Genomic DNA, 16909 nt, shown 5'->3' with positions numbered 1-16909 from the left:
GTGCTGCCATGCTAGATTCGTCTAAATTCACATCAGATTACAGAACTGCCACATGATACCAATCTACATTGGCTATGATCCGCGCGAATCCCGAGTTCTAGACGTGGCGCGATGGAGCGCCTATCGGCGGACAAGCACCCCGTTGCAGATACAGCCGCTCGTGCTCAAGGACCTTGTAGCCCAAGGAATCATGACGCGACCGATGGAAGTACGTGACGGTAAGCTCTGGTGCCCGATTTCCGAGGCGCCGATGGCGACCGAGTTTGCCATATCGCGCTTTGCCGTTCCGTTCATGGGGCAAAGCGGCTGGGCCATGTTCTGCGATTGCGACGTCCTGTTTCTGAAGGATCCGGTCAAACTGCTCGATCTGCTCGATCCTTCCTACGCGATCATGGCGGTCAAGCACCAGCAACGCGAATCCGAAGCGGTCAAGATGGACGGACAAACGCAGACGTTCTATCGCCGCAAGAACTGGTCGTCGGTCGTTTTATGGAATCTGGATCATCCCGCCAACAAGCGGCTGACCAACGAGATGCTCAATACGTGGCCCGGACGTGACCTCCACGCCTTCAAATGGCTTGAGGACCACGAGATCGGCGAATTGCCCCTGGCGTGGAACTACCTCGTCGGGGCTTCGGCTTCCGAACTCGATCCCGCCGATGTCTCGCTGGCGCATTATACGCTCGGCGGCCCTTGGTTTGCGGGTTGGTCCGGCACCACGCAATGGGACGAATTGTGGAGCCGGGAAGAGAGCATCCTGCGCGCGTTTGAGGAACAGGCGGTTCAGATTCCCGGATGAAAACTCCGCTTTCGGATCTCTTGCCAATCTTCCAAAAACCAATTCTTCGCCTGCCCAGGGCCACAGGTCCCGCCTTGGTGATGGGGTCGGCGCCGAATTTTCGCCTCCCGCAGGGATATGATGCCGATTGGGCACTTGTGACCGTCAATGCTTCCCAGCTTTTGGCGGAAACCGTCGGCCTCCCCGTTCCTGATATCGCCGTTATCCGCCGCGGCATTTTTGTCGACGCCAGCGAACAGGATTTCTACAAGCGTGATCTGTTAAACGGACGCCAGGCAAAGCACCTGATCATCCCGGTTTGGCCTGATGTCGAGGACAAGCTGAAAGCCGGTTGTCGCACCTTCGACTATCATTATGAGACCTTGCAGGCGCTTACCAAATGGCAGCTTGCCAGCGTCGTCTGGCAGCTTAGCGGCAAGTATCATATGTTCCGCGGCTGGCACCGGAAGATCTCCACCGGAGCCTTCGCGATCATACTGGCGCGTTTCGCCGGCTTTGCCCCTGTCGTCGTCAGCGGGTTTTCCCTGTCCCAGGCCGGGCACGGATACGACACCCGAAACGCCTTTCGATATCACGCCAACGAAGATGCGGCCCTGCTTGGGCGGGTGGTGAGAAGAGGCGAACCGATCTACGCGGAGGATAAAGACTTCGCGGCCGAAAGTGGATTACCCTTGTGGCAGGGACAGATGCCATGACGGCGACGTCAGCAGGGGCTGGGGAAGTGGTGCCGCTTGCGTGACTCGAACACGCGACCCCATCATTACGAATGATGTGCTCTACCAACTGAGCTAAAGCGGCCCGGGAAGCGTTAGGCCTCCAAGATGGGCTGGGTGATAGACTCAACCGACGGCGAATTCAAGATGGGCGATCGCGAATTCAGGATGCGGCCCGGCAATTCGTGTTGCGCGTCGTTCCGCCCCGACGCATCGCCGACAAAGCCGGCTGCCACGCCCTTACCGATCGGCTGGGACATTGCGCCTGGCCCCGTGCCTCCCTGCCGGCAAAGATCAATGAAGCATGTTGATTTCGTTGCCGGAATACCGCCAAGATGGACTTTGGACACTCCAACGAGGCAGAATGCGGACGCTCGCCCGTTGATTGATTGGTCGGCTGCGGCTAACGATCATGGCGAGGTTTGGGCAACGCACAGAGGGATCTCGCTTGGACGCAATCGAAAAAGCGATCCGGAACGCCCTCGAAAGAGGCAATGCCGAGGACCGCGCATACCGCGAGAAGGTCTATCGCTCGGCTTTCGCCGCGCTCGACCGCGCGCTCCAGGCCAATCCCGGCGTGACGGTGGAAGTCGCCATCAAGCGCCGCAAGGCGATACAGGCCAAGATCACCGAAATCGAATCCGAATTCCTGCCGGCGGTGCCGGATGTCGCTCCCCAGGCTGAGTCCGATGCACCGGCGGTCGAGCTTCCGGCGAGCCCGGCTGCACCCGCCGCAACCGGCGAGAGCGCGGCGCCGCCCGCAGTTTCCGTCGACGAGCCTGCGCAGCCGGCTGCCGATGCCCCGCGCTCGCGCGTCTTGCCGGTCGTTCCAGACATCATGCCCGACGCGACCCTTTCCGGCGTGCCGTCCATCGACATGTCGGCTCCCGCTTCGTCCGAAGCCACGGCTGAAGTGGCGCCCGATCGCGACGAGAGGCGCATCAGGGGCCGGCGCCTGCCGCTGACCGCCATCTTCCTCACCGTGACGCTGCTCGCCGCGGTCGGCATCGGCCTGTTTTTCGCCATGCAGACCGGCGTCTTCAAGACCCAGGCTCAGCTCGACACCGCTCCGCCCGAAGCGCCGCCGACCGTCGAGGACGACGATTTCACACCGGCCGATGGTGAGACCGGGCCGGAAAAGCCCGGCGCTGCCGATCAGGCGCGCAACTGGATCAACGTGTTTTCGCCCACCGACCCGGCGCATGTCAGCGCTCCGTCGGACGCCAAGGCGGAAACGATGAAGGACGATTCCGGGCCATTCCTGCGCATCCAGTCCGGCGCTTCCGGTTCGGCGATCAGCTTCGATGTCGGGCAAGGCGTGCTGGAGAAGCTCGCCGGCAAGCACGCCGTGTTCGATATCGTCGCCCGCGCCGAGGACGGCAAGGACACGCAGATCTCGGTCGACTGCAATTTCGGCGAGCTTGGTGATTGCGGCCGCAAACGCTATGCGGTCGGCCAGCAGCGCAACGAATATCTCTTCGACGTGAAATTCCCTGACAAGCGGCCCGGCTCGGCCGGAACGATCGCCATCAACTCCGATTTCGACAAGCAGGGCAAGGCGGTCAACATTTACGAGATACGCGTCTCCGTCGAGCCTTGAGCGCCGGCACCGGAGAGGGTGCGATCAACGATCGAGCAGCGCCTGCAGCGTCTCGATGCGGTCGGCCTCGTTGGCGGGCTTGTCCCAGCGCAGCCGCGAGATGCGGGGAAAGCGCATGGCAACGCCGGATTTGTGACGCGTCGAACGGTTGAGCCCTTCGAAGGCGACTTCCAGCACCAGCCCGTTGTCACGGTCGGCGCGCACCGAGCGCACAGGCCCGAAACGCTCGATCGTGTTGTCGCGGACATATTTGTCGATCTGCCTCAATTCCTCGTCGGTGAAGCCGAAATAGGCCTTGCCGACCGGCACCAGTTCCTCCTCGCCTTCCGCTCCGGACCAGACGCCGAACGTGTAATCGGAGTAGAAGCTCGAGCGCTTGCCGTGGCCGCGCTGGGCGTACATGAGCACGGCGTCCACCGTGTGCGGGTCACGTTTCCATTTGAACCAGGGCCCCTTCGGCCGGCCGGCGACATAGGGCGAATCCCAGCGCTTCAGCATCACGCCTTCGATGATCGGGTGCGGCGGCGCCCGGCGCAGTTCCTCCAGCGCCTGCCAGTCCGAGAACGCGACGAATGGCGAAAGATCGAAGCGGCTCGGGTCGAGCGTTTTCACGAAGTTTTCGAGGCGGACGCGCCGCTCCCGGAAGGGCAATCCCCGCAAATCCTCCGCGCCGACCTGCAAAAGGTCGTAGCAACGCATGAAAGCCGGATATTGCTGCTGCATCTTCAGTGACACCGTCTTGCGGTTCAACCGCTGCTGGAGATCCGAGAATGTCCCTGTCGCTTCCCGGGGATCGCCGACCAGCAATTCCCCGTCGAGCGTGGCCGAGAAAATCATCGCCTCGGCGAGGTCGGGAAAGGCGCCGGAGACATCGTCGCCGGTGCGCGAATAGAGCCGGCGGATGCCGCCTTCCGACACCGCCTGGACGCGGATGCCGTCCCACTTCCACTCGGCCGCGTAATCGGCGGGGTCGAGCCTGTCGAGATCGCCGTCGCCGACCGGGTTGGACAGCATCACCGGCCGGAACAGTGCCCGCGCGGCCCTCTCGGGCTTTGCGGCCTTGCCTTCCAGCCATGCGAACAAGGCTGTGTACGGCGGCGACAGCCCGTGCCAGAGTTCCTCGATCTCGGCGACGTCGACCTTGCCGAAATCCGCCAGTGCCTGCTTGGCCAGCCGCGCCGACACGCCGATGCGCAACCCGCCGGTGACCAGCTTGATGATGGCGAAGCGGGCCGAGATGCCGGCACTGTCGAGCAGGTTTGACAGCACTTTCGGGCCGTCGGAGCGGCTCGCCGCCTGCAGCTTCGCGACCACCTCACCGAGCGTCGGCTCACGGTTCGGTATGGTTCCGGGCGTCTGCGGCCAGACCAGCGACACGGTCTCGGCGAGATCGCCGACATAGTCGTAGGAATAGCCGAACAGCACCGGGTCCATGCGTTCGGTCACCAGCATGCGCAGCATCGCCGGCTTGATCGCGGCGATGTTGAGATCGCCGGTGATGGCAGCCAGCGCCAGCCCGCGATCGGGATCCTCGACGCTGCGGAAATAATCAGTCAGCAGCGTCAGCTTGCCGTTGCGCGACGGCGTCAGCACAAGGCGGTCGAGCAGTTCGGCGAAGCGATTCATGCCATCAATCGCCCTCGTCCTCATACCCCACCAGATGCAGTGGCCGCGCCGCGATCCCTTCGAGTTCGCACCAGCGCACCAGCGCCTCCTCGCGGCCGTGTGTCACCCAGATTTCCTCTGCGCCGGTCTCCTTGATCGTGGCGGTCAGTTCGTCCCAGTCGGCATGATCCGAAATGATCAGCGGCAGCTCGACGCCGCCCTGCTTGGCGCGCTGGCGGATGCGCATCCAGCCCGAGGCGAAGCAGGAGATCGGATCGGGAAAGCGCCTCGCCCAGCGATCGGCGAAGGCGGCCGGCGGGCCGACGACGATGGCGCCGGTGAAATCATCCTTGCTGGCGCTCTCCACCGTCGCCGGCTCCAGCGTGCCGAGATCGATGCCCTGGCTCTGATAATAGTCGCTGAGCTTGGCCAGCGCGCCGTGGATATAGATCGGCCTGTCGTAGCCGGCGTCGCGCAACAGATGCGTCACCCGTTGCGCCTTGCCCAGCGCGTAGGCGCCGATGAGATGCGAGCGTTCGGGGAACTGCGCCGCCGATTTCAGGAGCCTGGCGATCTCTTCCTCGTCCGGCGGGTGGCGAAACACCGGCAGGCCGAAGGTTGCCTCGGTGATGAAGACGTCGCACGCGATTGGCTCGAACGGCAGGCATGTCGCGTCCTGCTGCCGCTTGTAGTCGCCGGAGGCGACGATGCGCATGCCCTGATGCACGACCGCGATCTGCGCCGAGCCCAACACATGGCCGGCCGGATGAAAGCTGATGTCGACGCCGTTGAGGGCAATTCGCTCGCCCAGTCCTGCCGTCTGTGTCGTGCCTGCAAAACCCTCGCCATAGCGAAGCCCCATGATGTCCAGCGTCTGCTGCGTCGCCAGCACCGAGCCGTGGCCGGAGCGTGCGTGGTCGGAATGGCCGTGCGTGATCAGCGCCCGGTTGACCGGCCGCACCGGGTCGATGAAGAAGTCGCCCGGCGGGCAGTAAAGGCCCTCGGGCCGGGGATGGAGCAGGTCGCTGGCGCGCATCGTTCCAAGATAGTGGCTAATTCGGGCGCGGGAAGCCTGTTGCAAGAGACTGCTGACTCGTCCTAGAGCCAACCGCCGGGCAGCAGTCAGGCAACGCACTCAGAGGCCTGCGGGTGCCTCTGCTGCGAAAAAGCCCCAATCGCATGCCGGATTATGGCGGGGCGGTGTCGTACGGAGGGTTTTTCCATGCGCTGGAACATGATGGCGTTGGCATCTTGCCTCGCTATGGCGGGCTGTGTCGGCAACTCCATGTCCGAGCGCCAGGACGAAAACGTCCAGTCCTCATTGCAGTATGACAGCGTGCCTTGCGGCCAGTTGCTGGCGCAACGCAACGCCCTGGCTCGCCAATACAATCTGTCCCAGCAGGCCAAGCCGACATTCTCCAACCCCGCGATGGGCTTCGGCCCGTTCATTCCGGATATCCGCTCCAAGACCAAGCGCGATGCCGACAAGGCAAGCGGCGAGATCGACGCCATGAATCGGTCTATCGAGCGCCGCGATTGCGGCAAGCCGGACAAGCAGAAGAAGTTCGCTCTGCCCGGCTAACACATGTCGCCTGAAGGCGGTCCCGATGACCACATGCCAGCGGCCTAATATCCCGCTTTGCGGTCCACCAGGTTCTCCAGCTTTTCGCCCCGCTCGAAGGCGTCCATCTGGCGCAGCATGATCGGCGCCAGATGGACGGGATCGGACGTGGCCGCGGCATGCGGCGTCACGAACACTTTCGGATGGGCCCATAGCGGGCTGGTCTTCGGCAGCGGTTCGACCTCGAACACGTCGAGGCTCGCTTCCTTCAGCGTGCCGTCGTCCAGCGCGCGCACGATGTCGGCGTCCTTCTGCAGGCGGCCGCGACCGGCATTGATCAGCACCGAGCCGCCAAGACCGTTGCGCTTGCGCAATTCCTTCAGCACGCCGTAATTGATGATACCCTTGGTATCCGGCGTCAGCGGCAGCAGCACGACCAGTATGTCTGTGGCATTGAGGAACGGGATAAGCCCGGCCTCGCCGCAATAGGTCGCGACACCTTCCATCGGCCGGTCCGTGCGCGACCAGCCATTGACCGCGAAGCCGAGCGACAACAGCGCCGACGCCGCCGCGCGGCCGAGACTGCCGAGCCCCATGATGCCGACAGAGATGTCTTCAGCGGTGCGCTGCGCCGGCTCGCGCCATATCTTCTTCGGCTGCTGCGACCGGTACAGCAGGCCCTGGCGGTGATGATCGAGCACCCGCCAGACGACATATTCGGTCATGTGCTGGGCCAGGTTGCCGGCGACGACCTTGACGATCGGCACGTCCGGCAGGCTGGGATCGGAGAAGATGTGGTCGACGCCGGCGCCGATCGAGAAGATGGCGCGCAGATTGGGCAGCGATCCCAACAGGTTCGGCCGCTGTTTCCACACCACCGCATAGGTGATCGAAGGATCGCTGGCGCCGTCCGGCTCGAGCACCACCTCGCGCTCTGCGGACAGCAGTTCACGCCAGCGCTGCGGGTGAAAGCCGGTGACGGCAAGCAGGATTTTGCCTTTTTCCATTTATGGATTTTGTCCTGTTGTTCGGTTTGGAGCAATTGCGGGAAAGGCGCAAGGCGGCTTTCCGTCCGGAATTGCGAAGGAAGGAGTCACTCGCTGACGACCCCCGTCGGGGCGGTTTCTATCTTGAAGGCGGCCGAGATCAGCGCCCGAGTATAGTCGGTTTGCGGCTTTTCAAAAATCTGTTCGGAAGGACCGGCTTCGACGATCTGGCCATTGCGCATGACGATGACATCGTTGGCCAGGGCCCGGATGACCTTGAGGTCGTGGCTGATGAAGAGATAGGCGAGGTCATGCTTGGCCTGCAGGCTGCGCAGGAGGTCGACCACCTGCGCCTGCACGCTCATGTCGAGCGCCGAGGTCGGCTCGTCCAGCATGACGAAACGCGGGTTGAGCACCATGGCGCGAGCAATGGCGACGCGCTGGCGCTGGCCGCCGGAGAATTCGTGCGGATAGCGGTTGCGCGTCGCCGGATCGAGCCCGACTTCCTTCAGCACGTCGACCACCTTGTCGTCGCGCTCGTCGAGCGACAGCTTCGGCTCGTGGATCTTCAAGCCTTCTTCGATGATCTCGGCGATGGACATGCGGGGACTGAGCGAGCCGAAAGGATCCTGGAAGACGATCTGCAATTCGCGCCTGAGCGGGCGCATGGCGTTGAACGAGAGCTGGTTGATGTCGCGCCCGTTGAACTGGATGGTTCCGCTCGACGAGATCATCCGCGCCAGCGCCAGGCCGAGCGTGGTCTTGCCCGACCCGGACTCTCCAACCACGCCCAGCGTCTGGCCGGCCCGCACGGTGACATCGATGCCGTCGACCGCCTTCACATGGTCGACGGTGCGCCGGAAGAAGCCCTGCTTGATCGGAAACCAGACTTGGATGTCCTTGCCGGTCATCACGGGTGCCGCGGCGCTGTTGGCCGCGGGTGGCTTGCCCTTGGGCTCGGCCGCCAGAAGATGGCGCGTATAGGCGTGCTGCGGATTGGCGAAGATGTCCTTGGTAGGCCCCATCTCGACGATCTTGCCCTTGGTCATCACGCACACCCGGTCGGCGATCTTGCGCACGATGCCGAGATCATGGGTGATGAACAGCATCGACATGCCCTTGCGGCTTTTCAAGCCGGCCAGCAATTCGAGGATCTGCGCCTGCACGGTGACGTCGAGCGCCGTCGTCGGCTCGTCGGCGATCAGGAGTTCCGGCTCGTTGGCCAGCGCCATGGCGATCATGACGCGCTGGCGCTGGCCGCCGGACAGCTGGTGCGGATAGGCGTCGAGGCGCTTCTGCGGCTCGCGGATGCCGACCTCGTTGAGCAGGGCCAGCGTGCGCGCCTTGGCCGCGCGGTCGGCCATGCCCTGGTGCAGCTTCAGGATTTCGACGATCTGCTGCTCGATCGTGTGCAGCGGATTGAGCGAGGTCATCGGCTCCTGGAAGATCATGGTGATCTTGTTGCCGCGCACCCGCCGCAGTTGCTTCTCGTTCATGGCGAGCAGGTCGGCGCCCTGGAACAGGATCCTGCCCGAGGGGTGGCTGGCGCTGGGATAGGGCAAGAGCTTCAGCACGGACAGCGCCGAGACCGATTTGCCGGAGCCGGATTCGCCGACCAGCGCCACCGTCTCGCCCTTGGCGATGTCGAAGGAGATGTGATCGACGGCCAGCGACTGCTGTCCGCCTTGCGCAAAGGCGACGCTGAGGTCCCGGACCGAGAGCAGGGGAGGCTCGCTCATCGGAACGTCTTGCGCGGATCGAAGGCGTCGCGTGTCGCTTCGCCGACGAAGACCAGCAGCGACAGCATCAGCGAGATGACGACGAAGCCGGAAATGCCGAGCCACGGCGCGTTGAGATTGCGCTGCGCCTGCTTGAGCAATTCCCCAAGCGAGGCCGAGCCCGGCGGCAGGCCGAAACCGAGATAGTCTAGCGAGGTCAGCGTCGAGATCGAGCCTGAGAGCAGGAACGGCAGGAAGGTCAGTGTCGCCACCATGGCGTTGGGCAACAGGTGCCGGAACATGATGGTGCGGTTGCGCACGCCGAGCGCGCGCGCCGCGTTGACGTACTCGAAATTGCGAGCGCGCAGGAATTCGGCCCGCACCACGCCGACCAACGCCACCCAGGAAAACAGCAGCATCAGCCCGAGCAGGATGAAGAAGCCCGGCGGCAATATGGCGGCGACGATAAGCAGGAGATAGAGCACGGGGATAGCCGACCATATCTCGATGAAGCGCTGGAACAGCAGGTCCGTCCAGCCGCCGAAATAGCCCTGTAGGGCGCCGGCCGCGACGCCGATTAAAGCCGAGCCGGCGGTCAGGATCAGTCCGAACAGCACCGAGATACGGAAACCGTAGATGACCCGCGCCAGCACATCGCGCGCCTGGTCGTCGGTGCCCAGCCAGTTCCAGTTGCCGATGGTGCAGGCCGGATCATCAGCCCCTTGCGGGTACTGGTTGCAGCGCGTCTTGGCGTCATACTGCCAGGACGGCTTGGCCGGGGCTGCTTCGGGAATGGCATTGTTGACGGTCTGGTAGGAATAGCGGATCGGCGGCCAGATCATCCAGCCATTGGCGTTGATCTCGTCCTGGATCACTGGGTCGCGATAGTCGGTGACGGCATAGAAGCCGCCGAACTTCTCTTCGGGATAGGCGACCAGCACCGGAAACAGGATCTCGCCCTTGTAGGAGGCGATGATCGGCTTATCGTTGGCGATTAATTCGGCGAACAGCGACAGCACGAACAGGACAAGGAAGATCCACAGCGACCAGTAGCCGCGCCGGTTGGCCTTGAAGTTCTCCAGGCGGCGCTTGTTGAGCGGCGACAGAAATGGCCGCGGCATCCGCTCCGGCACGACCCCGGCGGTAACACTTGCCTCCGACATCAAACGTCTCTCCGCTCGAAATCGATGCGCGGATCGACCCAGGTGTAGATGAGGTCGGACAGCAATCCGACGAACAGGCCGAGAAGCGAGAAGATGTAGAGGTTGGCGAACACCACGGGATAGTCGCGTTCGACCACCGACCGGAAGCCGAGCAGGCCGAGCCCATCGAGCGAGAAGATGTTTTCGATCAGCAGCGAACCCGTGAAGAAGGCCGAGATGAAGGCGCCGGGAAAACCGGCGATGACAATCAGCATGGCGTTGCGGAAGACATGGCCATAGAGCACCTGCCGTTCCGAGAGGCCCTTGGCGCGGGCGGTCACCACATACTGCTTGCGGATTTCCTCCAGGAAGGAATTCTTGGTCAGCAGCGTCGTCGTGGCGAAGGCCGACAGCACCAGCGCCGTCAGCGGCAAGGTCATGTGCCAGAGATAGTCCCCGATCTTGGCCGGCCATGACAACTGGTCCCAATTGTCCGAGACGATGCCGCGCAGCGGGAACCAGTCCCAGAACGAACCACCGGCAAACAGCACCATCAGCATGATGCCGAACAGGAAACCCGGAATGGCATAGCCGACGATGACGACGCCGCTGGTCCAGATGTCGAAGGGGCTGCCGTCCTTCACCGCCTTGCGGATGCCGAGCGGGATCGAGATCAGGTAGGACAGGAGCGTGATCCACAGCCCGATCGAGATCGACACCGGCATTTTTTCCAGGATCAGGTTGAGCACCGAAATGTCGCGGAAATAACTGTCGCCGAAATCGAACCGGATATAATTCCACAGCATCAGGCCGAAGCGCTCGAGCGGCGGCTTGTCGAAGCCGAACTGCTTCTCCAGCTTCTTGATGAATTCCGGATCGAGCCCCTGCGCGCCGCGATATTTTGAACCGACGTCGCCGGCGGCATCGAAATTACCGCCGCCCGCATCGCCGCCGCCACCGCCCAGACGGTCGCTGCCACCCTGGTTCGTCAGCTTGGCGATGACCTGCTCGACCGGGCCGCCGGGCGCAAACTGGATGACGGCGAACGAGATCGCCATGATGCCGAACAGGGTCGGGATCATCAAAAGGATGCGGCGCAGGATATAGGCGCCCATCAGATGGTGCCCTCCCGACGCATGTGATTGACGAAACCGTCGATGAACGCGCCTCTTTCCCCGTCACTATACGGGCCGAGGATGCCGGCAGGCAGGTGAGGGGCGGTGCTTACGCCCGCAAGAAATTCAGCCTTTGCCAATTTTTGCCGCCTTGCCCTTGTCGAACCACCACAGCGTCTCGACCGGAAAGCCGAAATCGGGCTTTTGCTCGACGAAGCCGAACATGTCCCAATAGGCGACGCGGTGATTCGCCAGATAGTATGTTGGAATCCAGTCCAGCCGCGCGCGCAAGACCCGATCGAGCGCTCTGAGCGCGGTGACGAGTTCGGACCGGCTTTGCGCCTTGCCGGCCGCCACGATCAACGCGTCGATGGCCTTGCTTTCTGTTCCGGGGTAGTTGCGCTGCCCCGGGATTTTCGCCATTCGAGAATCATAGAGCATCTCCAGGCTGTCGTCAGTCGGCGTCGCCCCGATCGACCAATGCAGCACGGTAAGATCGAAGTCGAAATCGCTCTGCCGCTGTTCATATTGCGCCGAATCGACCTGTCGGATCGAAGCGTCGATCCCGATCGCCTTCATATTCTCGGACCATGGGGTGTAGATGCGAACGATGCCGTCATCCTCCGTCAGCATTTCCACCCGCAGCCGCTCGCCCTTGTCGTTGACGACGAAATTGCCCGCCCGCTTCCAGCCGGCTTGCGCGAGCAATCTCGAAGCCTCGCCCAGCAGCTTGCGGTCATGGCCTGACCCGTCGGACAGAGGCTGCGTCACGGCTTCGCCAAAAACCTCCGGTGGCAACTCGGCCCGGAATGGCTCCAGCAGGACCAGTTCCTCAGGCGAGGGCAAGCCTTCGGCCTTGTAATCCGACCGTTCGAAGTTCGATTGAGAGCGCTCGTAAGAGCCATAAAACAACGCCCGCTTCATCCATTCGAAATCGAAACACCGGGCGATCGCCCGTCGCACCCGCTCATCGCGGAATTGCGCACGACGCTGGTTCAGTGCGACGCCCTGCATGTCTGGCGTCTTCTCGCCGGGAAATTCCCGTTTGACGACCTCGCCGTCCTTGAGCGCCGGAAAATCGTAGCCGGTCGCCCAGACCCGCGCGGTAAACTCCTCGCGAAAATGCGTGTCACCCTTCTTGAAGGCTTCGAACGCCGCCTGCCGGTCGAGATAGAAGTCGATGCGGATACGGTCGAAATTATACTGGCCGCGGTTCACCGGGAGGTCGCGGCCCCAATAGTCGGCCACGCGCTCATATTCGACTGTCTGTCCCGCGGCCACTCGCCCCATTTTGTATGGTCCCGAGCCGAGCGGCGGCGTCATCGTCGAAGCATTGAAATCATTGGCCGCATAAAAGGCCTTGGACACGATCGGCATCGCCACGATCCTGAGGATGTTTTGCGCGGACTGTTCGCCGTTGAAGGTAAGGTTGAGGGTGAGCGGATCCTCGGCGACCGCGTCGGTCATATACCGCAACGCCTGGGAAAGGTTCGGATGCCCTTGCTCTTTGTAAAGCTTCAACGCGAAGACGACGTCTTCGGCGGTCAGCGGCGAGCCGTCGTGGAAACGCGCTTGCGGTCGCAGCGCGAAGCGGAAGCCGTTGCGGTCTTGCGACAAGGTGACGGACTCGGCAAGCAGGCCGTAGACCGCATCCGGCTCGTCGAGCGCGCTCGCCATCAAGGAATCGAAACAGAGTTCGGTGCGCGGCGGCGCATCTCCTTTCAATACCAGGGAATTCAACGTGTTGAAGGTCAGGAAGCTTTGGTTGAGCGTGGCGTTCGGCGGCGCGAAATTCATCTGGCCGCCCTTGGGTGCATCCGGATTGACGTAGTCGAAATGCGTGAAATCCGGTTTGTATTTGAGGTCGCCGTAGGCGGACAGGCCGTGCAGTTTGGTGCCGGTCGCAATATTGGCAAAGGCTTTTCCGGGCAACAGGGCGGCGACAGCGGCGGCACTGCCCAGGCCCAGGAAATCGCGACGGGGCAGCACCGCCATCAATTGTTGCCCTTGTATTTGGCCGCCAGCGCCTTTTCCTTCTCCGGATCGATCCACCAGGAATTCTGGTCGGCGCCGATATAGCTCGGCTGTTTGGCGGGAATGCCGAATTTGTTCCAGTAAGCCAGCCAGACCACGGCTCGATAGTACTGCGGCACGACGTAGTAGTTCCACAGCAGCACGCGGTCGAGCGCGTGGGTGGCGGCAACCAGGTCCTCGCGGTCGGTGGCGAAGATGATGCGATCGATCAGGGCATCGACGACCGGGTTCTTGATGCCGGCGTAGTTGCGCGATCCCGGCCTGTCGGCGGCCTTGGAACTCCAGAAGTCGCGCTGCTCATTGCCAGGCGATTCCGACTGGCCGAGTTGCCCGATAATGACATCGTAGTCGAAATTGTTGACGCGGTTGACGTACTGGGTCTGGTCGATGATGCGCAACGTGGCGTCGACGCCGATCTTGCGCAGATTGGCGATATAGGGGCTGGAGATGACTTGGTCGGTGTCGTTCCAGCCGAGTATCTCGAACTTGAACGGCTCGCCGGTCTTGGCATTGACCATCTTGCCGCCCTTGATCACCCATCCAGCCTTGGCGAAGAGGTCGACAGCCTGCTTCAGGTATTTGCGCTCGGCTTGCGGCGAATCGTAGACCGGCAGCTTGAATTCCTGGGTGAACAGCTCGGGCGGCAGCTTGTCGCGATACTGTTCCAGAATTTCCAGCTCCTTGCCTTGCGGCAAGCCGCTGGAGGCCAGTTCAGTTCCCTGGAAATAGCTGCTGGTGCGGGTGTTGAACCCGTAGAACAGCGTACGGTTCATCGTCTCGAAGTCGAAAGGATAGGTCAGCGCGGCCCGCACCAGGCGGTCCTGGAACAGCGGGCGCCTCTGGTTGAGCATAAAAGCCTGCATCGGCTCTGGCGAGGTGGTCTTGAATTCCTGCTTGATGACATCGCCGGCCTTGACCGCCGGGAAATCATAGAATGTCTTCCAGCGCTTCGAACTGTTTTCCGGTTTGATGTCGTCAAGTCCGCCCTTGGTGAAGGCCTGCCAGGCGGCATTGTCATCAAGGATGTAGGTGAAACGCTGCCTGTCGAAATTCTCGCGGCCGACCTTCACCGGCAGCTTGGCACCCCAATAGTCCGGCACGCGCTGCCAGACGATTTCCGAGCCAGGCTTGAAGCTTGCGATCTTGTAGGCGGCGGAGCCGAGCGGCGGCTCCAGCGTCGGCCTGGTGACGTTGCGCTTCTTGCCGTTGGCATCCGTGCCTTCCCACCAGTGTTTCGGCAGCACGGCGAGGTCACCCAGGATTTTAGGCAGCTCGCGGTTGCCCTTCTGGCTGAAATGAAACTCGACTTCGCGATCCGAGACGGCCACGGCATCCGTGACGTTCTCGAAATAGCGGCTGTACATCGGGCTGTTGGCCTTCAGCACCTGGAATGACCAGATCACGTCGTCGACGGTGATAGGCTGGCCGTCATGCCACTTCGCGCGGGGGTCGAGCCGGTAAGTCGCCGAGGAAAAGTCGGCCGGGTATTTGTAGGCGTCGGCGATCAGCGGATGACTGACACTGCCTTCGTCGGTCGCCTGCTCCATCAGCGTGTCGTAGAGCAGGCCGCCGCCGAACCCGACCAGGCCGGCGGCCGGTGAACCCTGCACGATATAGGGATTGAAGCTGTCGAACGTGCCCAGTACCACCGAATTCAGCGTGCCGCCTTTGGGCGCGTTGGGATTGACGTAGTCATAGTGCTGGAAATTGTCGCCATATTTGGATTCGCCGATCAGCGATGAGGTGGTGCGCCATTCATCGGCCAGGGCCGCCTGCAACCCCGCGGCCAGCAGGGCCGCCGCCAGCAACGATTTGAGAAGCACTCGGCCAAGCGTCATCCACTGTCCTCTTCGCGATGCGTGCCATCATCCAGAAAGGGCAATCTAGATGATTTGCCGCGCGTGAAAACCGCCATGCGCGGCTTTGTCGCCGCATATGCGGTTTTCCTAACGAAAAAGCCGGGCTGAACCCGGCTTTTTCAAGGTCGTCAAGACGAGATCCGGTTTATTGAGCAGGCGCCGGTGCCGGGGCGGCCGGAGCTGGTGCGGCGGGAGCCGCAGGCGCCGCTGGCTTGGCAGGAGCTGCGCCTTCGGCCGGCTTGGCCGGTGCGGCCCCTTCGGCGGGCTTGGCCGGGGCGGATGCATCGGCGGCAGCGCCCGGCGCGGGCAGCGGCTTGGGATTGTCCGACAGCGTGCGCAGATAGGCGATGACGTTGGCGCGGTCTTCTTCCTTCGGCAGGCCGGCAAAGCCCATCGCCGTGCCTTTCACGAATTTTTTCGGCGAGGTGATGAAGTGGTTGATGTTGTCGTAGGTCCACTTCTCTGTGCCGCCCTTGGAAAACTCCTTCATGCCGGCCGAATAGGCGAAGCCCTCATGCTCGGCGACCGGGCGGTCGATGAGATCCCACAAATCCGGGCCGACCTTGTTGGGGCCGCCCTTCTCGCCGGAGTGGCAGGCCTGGCATTTCTTGAAGATGGCAGCGCCCTGTTCGGCACTTGCGTTGGCCAGAAGATCCGCGATCGGCTTTTCGGCGGCTGCCGGAGCGGCGGGGCCGCCCTCGGCGGGCTCGGCGGCCTCGATGGCGAAGCCGGGCTTTTCCGGAGCGGGCGAGGCAAACAGCGCGTCCGACACGATGCCGACCGAGAACACCACGAAAACGGTTCCGAGCAATCCGGCGAGCAGCTTGTTGACTTCGTTGGAATCCATACGCCCCTTGCTCCCTTTTCCGGCGGACCGATCCGTCCACTCCGTCCGTCGGTATCGAGACCTGCCCTCCAGAGCCGGTCAAATCGCGCGGAAACTAGGTCTTTTGCTCCGGCGTTGCAACACCTATAAGGGCGCTTCCAGTGAGACCTTTTGCCACTTTCCCCTCCTCGTTTCGAACGCCCGCCAAACCGATGTCCACCTTGATCCTGATCCCCGCCCGCATGGCCTCGACCCGGCTCCCGGGCAAGCCGCTGGCCGACATTGCCGGCGCCCCGATGATCGTCCACGTCGCGCGCCGCGCCGCCGAGGCCGGGCTTGGCCGTGTGGTGGTGGCGACCGACACGCAAGGCGTGGCGGAAGCGGTGCGCGCGCATGGTTTCGAGGCGGTGATGACGCGCTCGGACCACGAATCGGGTTCGGACCGGATATTCGAGGCCCTGACGGTGCTGGATCCGGCAAACAAGGTCGAAACCATCGTCAATGTGCAGGGTGACCTGCCGACCATCGATCCCGCGATCATCGTGGCCTCGCTCAGGCCGTTCGAGGACAGGGCGGTGGACATCGCCACGCTCGGCGTCGAGATCGAGCGCGACGAGGAAAAGACCAATCCCAACGTCGTCAAGATCGTTGGCTCGCCATTGTCGGCCACCAGGCTGAGGGCGCTTTATTTCACCAGGGCCACCGCGCCCTGGGGCGAGGGCGCGCTCTATCATCATATCGGCCTCTATGCCTATCGCCGCTCGGCGCTCGAGCGCTTCGTGGCGCTCAAGCCGTCGCCGCTTGAACGCCGCGAGCGGCTGGAGCAGTTGCGGGCGCTGGAAGCCGGCATGCGCATCGACGCCGAGATCGTGCGGTCGCTGCCGCTCGGCGTCGACACGCCGCAAGACCTGGAACGGGCCAGAACGATCCTTTCAAACTGAGCGCTGAACC

Annotated in this window: 14 protein-coding genes and 1 tRNA gene; 5 read left to right on the top strand and 10 right to left on the bottom strand. The window is 62.8% G+C overall.

Going from position 1 to position 16909, the window contains the following annotated elements; translation table 11 throughout:
• Nucleotides 1–190: 190 nt before the first annotated feature.
• Nucleotides 191–799: a hypothetical protein gene (locus FJ428_RS21210; protein WP_224518983.1), complete on the top strand. Its 609-nt coding sequence runs from the start codon at nucleotides 191–193 to the stop codon at nucleotides 797–799.
• On the top strand, nucleotides 796–1494 hold the full coding sequence (locus tag FJ428_RS21205) for a hypothetical protein (RefSeq protein ID WP_140880061.1): 699 nt from the start codon (nucleotides 796–798) through the stop codon (nucleotides 1492–1494). Before FJ428_RS21210 ends, FJ428_RS21205 begins: the two co-directional genes overlap by 4 nt.
• 27 nt (nucleotides 1495–1521) lie before the next feature.
• Here FJ428_RS21205 and FJ428_RS21200 read toward each other — a convergent pair.
• Nucleotides 1522–1597: transfer RNA gene (locus tag FJ428_RS21200), tRNA-Thr, on the bottom strand.
• Nucleotides 1598–1960: 363 nt separating this feature from the next.
• Between FJ428_RS21200 and FJ428_RS21195 the strand changes: the two genes are divergently transcribed.
• Nucleotides 1961–3112 (top strand): hypothetical protein, encoded by a 1152-nt coding sequence (locus FJ428_RS21195; RefSeq protein WP_140496901.1) that lies wholly within the window; start codon nucleotides 1961–1963, stop codon nucleotides 3110–3112.
• Between the two features lie 24 nt (nucleotides 3113–3136).
• Here the strand turns inward: FJ428_RS21195 and FJ428_RS21190 are convergent, their stop codons facing one another.
• Both FJ428_RS21190 and FJ428_RS21185 read right to left on the bottom strand, forming a co-directional pair.
• Complete coding sequence (locus FJ428_RS21190) at nucleotides 3137–4738, bottom strand: cisplatin damage response ATP-dependent DNA ligase (protein WP_140564892.1); 1602 nt, start codon at nucleotides 4736–4738, stop codon at nucleotides 3137–3139.
• Nucleotides 4739–4742: 4 nt separating this feature from the next.
• Entirely contained in the window at nucleotides 4743–5753 is a 1011-nt protein-coding gene (locus FJ428_RS21185; RefSeq protein ID WP_140880060.1) for a ligase-associated DNA damage response exonuclease, read from the bottom strand.
• 186 nt (nucleotides 5754–5939) lie between these two features.
• On the opposite strand from FJ428_RS21185, the gene FJ428_RS21180 reads away from it, so the two are divergent.
• Nucleotides 5940–6299 carry a hypothetical protein gene (locus FJ428_RS21180; RefSeq protein ID WP_140624847.1) on the top strand — a complete coding sequence of 120 codons (360 nt, stop codon included), beginning with the start codon at nucleotides 5940–5942 and terminating at the stop codon, nucleotides 6297–6299.
• Nucleotides 6300–6343: 44 nt separating this feature from the next.
• On the opposite strand, the gene FJ428_RS21175 is transcribed toward FJ428_RS21180, so the two are convergent.
• The 7 genes from FJ428_RS21175 to FJ428_RS21145 all read right to left on the bottom strand — a co-directional run bounded on the left by FJ428_RS21175 (nucleotide 6344) and on the right by FJ428_RS21145 (nucleotide 15979).
• A complete protein-coding gene (locus FJ428_RS21175; RefSeq protein WP_140496893.1) occupies nucleotides 6344–7285 on the bottom strand; it encodes a glyoxylate/hydroxypyruvate reductase A in 942 nt (313 codons plus the stop codon).
• 86 nt (nucleotides 7286–7371) lie between these two features.
• Nucleotides 7372–9003 carry an ABC transporter ATP-binding protein gene (locus FJ428_RS21170; RefSeq protein WP_140880059.1) on the bottom strand — a complete coding sequence of 544 codons (1632 nt, stop codon included), beginning with the start codon at nucleotides 9001–9003 and terminating at the stop codon, nucleotides 7372–7374.
• Entirely contained in the window at nucleotides 9000–10145 is a 1146-nt protein-coding gene (locus FJ428_RS21165) for an ABC transporter permease (protein WP_140496888.1), read from the bottom strand. Before FJ428_RS21165 ends, FJ428_RS21170 begins: the two co-directional genes overlap by 4 nt.
• On the bottom strand, nucleotides 10145–11239 hold the full coding sequence (locus tag FJ428_RS21160; RefSeq protein ID WP_140496886.1) for a microcin C ABC transporter permease YejB: 1095 nt from the start codon (nucleotides 11237–11239) through the stop codon (nucleotides 10145–10147). The genes FJ428_RS21165 and FJ428_RS21160 overlap by 1 nt, the downstream gene beginning before the upstream one ends.
• A 126-nt stretch (nucleotides 11240–11365) precedes the next feature.
• Nucleotides 11366–13234 carry an extracellular solute-binding protein gene (locus FJ428_RS21155; RefSeq protein WP_140880058.1) on the bottom strand — a complete coding sequence of 623 codons (1869 nt, stop codon included), beginning with the start codon at nucleotides 13232–13234 and terminating at the stop codon, nucleotides 11366–11368.
• Entirely contained in the window at nucleotides 13234–15111 is a 1878-nt protein-coding gene (locus tag FJ428_RS21150) for an extracellular solute-binding protein (protein ID WP_140880057.1), read from the bottom strand. The genes FJ428_RS21155 and FJ428_RS21150 overlap by 1 nt, the downstream gene beginning before the upstream one ends.
• Nucleotides 15112–15277: 166 nt before the next feature.
• Nucleotides 15278–15979 carry a cytochrome c family protein gene (locus FJ428_RS21145; RefSeq protein ID WP_140496880.1) on the bottom strand — a complete coding sequence of 234 codons (702 nt, stop codon included), beginning with the start codon at nucleotides 15977–15979 and terminating at the stop codon, nucleotides 15278–15280.
• A gap of 191 nt (nucleotides 15980–16170) precedes the next feature.
• Between FJ428_RS21145 and FJ428_RS21140 the strand changes: the two genes are divergently transcribed.
• Nucleotides 16171–16899, top strand: a complete 729-nt coding sequence (locus FJ428_RS21140; RefSeq protein ID WP_140523806.1) for a 3-deoxy-manno-octulosonate cytidylyltransferase — start codon at nucleotides 16171–16173, stop codon at nucleotides 16897–16899.
• Nucleotides 16900–16909: the final 10 nt, after the last annotated feature.

The sequence above is a fragment of the Mesorhizobium sp. B2-8-1 genome, from assembly GCF_006440955.1.
In the GTDB taxonomy this organism is placed as follows: Bacteria; Pseudomonadota; Alphaproteobacteria; order Rhizobiales; family Rhizobiaceae; genus Mesorhizobium.
This window is presented reverse-complemented; position numbering and strand designations above follow the sequence as displayed.

Bases quoted from the DNA above. Each gene is read 5' to 3' on its own strand.
- FJ428_RS21210 (WP_224518983.1), top strand. From the start codon at position 191: ATGACGCGACCGATGGAAGTACGTGACGGTAAGCTCTGGTGCCCGATT.
- FJ428_RS21205 (WP_140880061.1), top strand. From the start codon at position 796: ATGAAAACTCCGCTTTCGGATCTCTTGCCAATCTTCCAAAAACCAATT.
- FJ428_RS21190 (WP_140564892.1), bottom strand. From the start codon at position 4,738: ATGAATCGCTTCGCCGAACTGCTCGACCGCCTTGTGCTGACGCCGTCG.
- FJ428_RS21185 (WP_140880060.1), bottom strand. From the start codon at position 5,753: ATGCGCGCCAGCGACCTGCTCCATCCCCGGCCCGAGGGCCTTTACTGC.
- FJ428_RS21180 (WP_140624847.1), top strand. From the start codon at position 5,940: ATGCGCTGGAACATGATGGCGTTGGCATCTTGCCTCGCTATGGCGGGC.
- FJ428_RS21175 (WP_140496893.1), bottom strand. From the start codon at position 7,285: ATGGAAAAAGGCAAAATCCTGCTTGCCGTCACCGGCTTTCACCCGCAG.
- FJ428_RS21170 (WP_140880059.1), bottom strand. From the start codon at position 9,003: ATGAGCGAGCCTCCCCTGCTCTCGGTCCGGGACCTCAGCGTCGCCTTT.
- FJ428_RS21165 (WP_140496888.1), bottom strand. From the start codon at position 10,145: ATGTCGGAGGCAAGTGTTACCGCCGGGGTCGTGCCGGAGCGGATGCCG.
- FJ428_RS21160 (WP_140496886.1), bottom strand. From the start codon at position 11,239: ATGGGCGCCTATATCCTGCGCCGCATCCTTTTGATGATCCCGACCCTG.
- FJ428_RS21155 (WP_140880058.1), bottom strand. From the start codon at position 13,234: ATGGCGGTGCTGCCCCGTCGCGATTTCCTGGGCCTGGGCAGTGCCGCC.
- FJ428_RS21150 (WP_140880057.1), bottom strand. From the start codon at position 15,111: ATGACGCTTGGCCGAGTGCTTCTCAAATCGTTGCTGGCGGCGGCCCTG.
- FJ428_RS21145 (WP_140496880.1), bottom strand. From the start codon at position 15,979: ATGGATTCCAACGAAGTCAACAAGCTGCTCGCCGGATTGCTCGGAACC.
- FJ428_RS21140 (WP_140523806.1), top strand. From the start codon at position 16,171: ATGTCCACCTTGATCCTGATCCCCGCCCGCATGGCCTCGACCCGGCTC.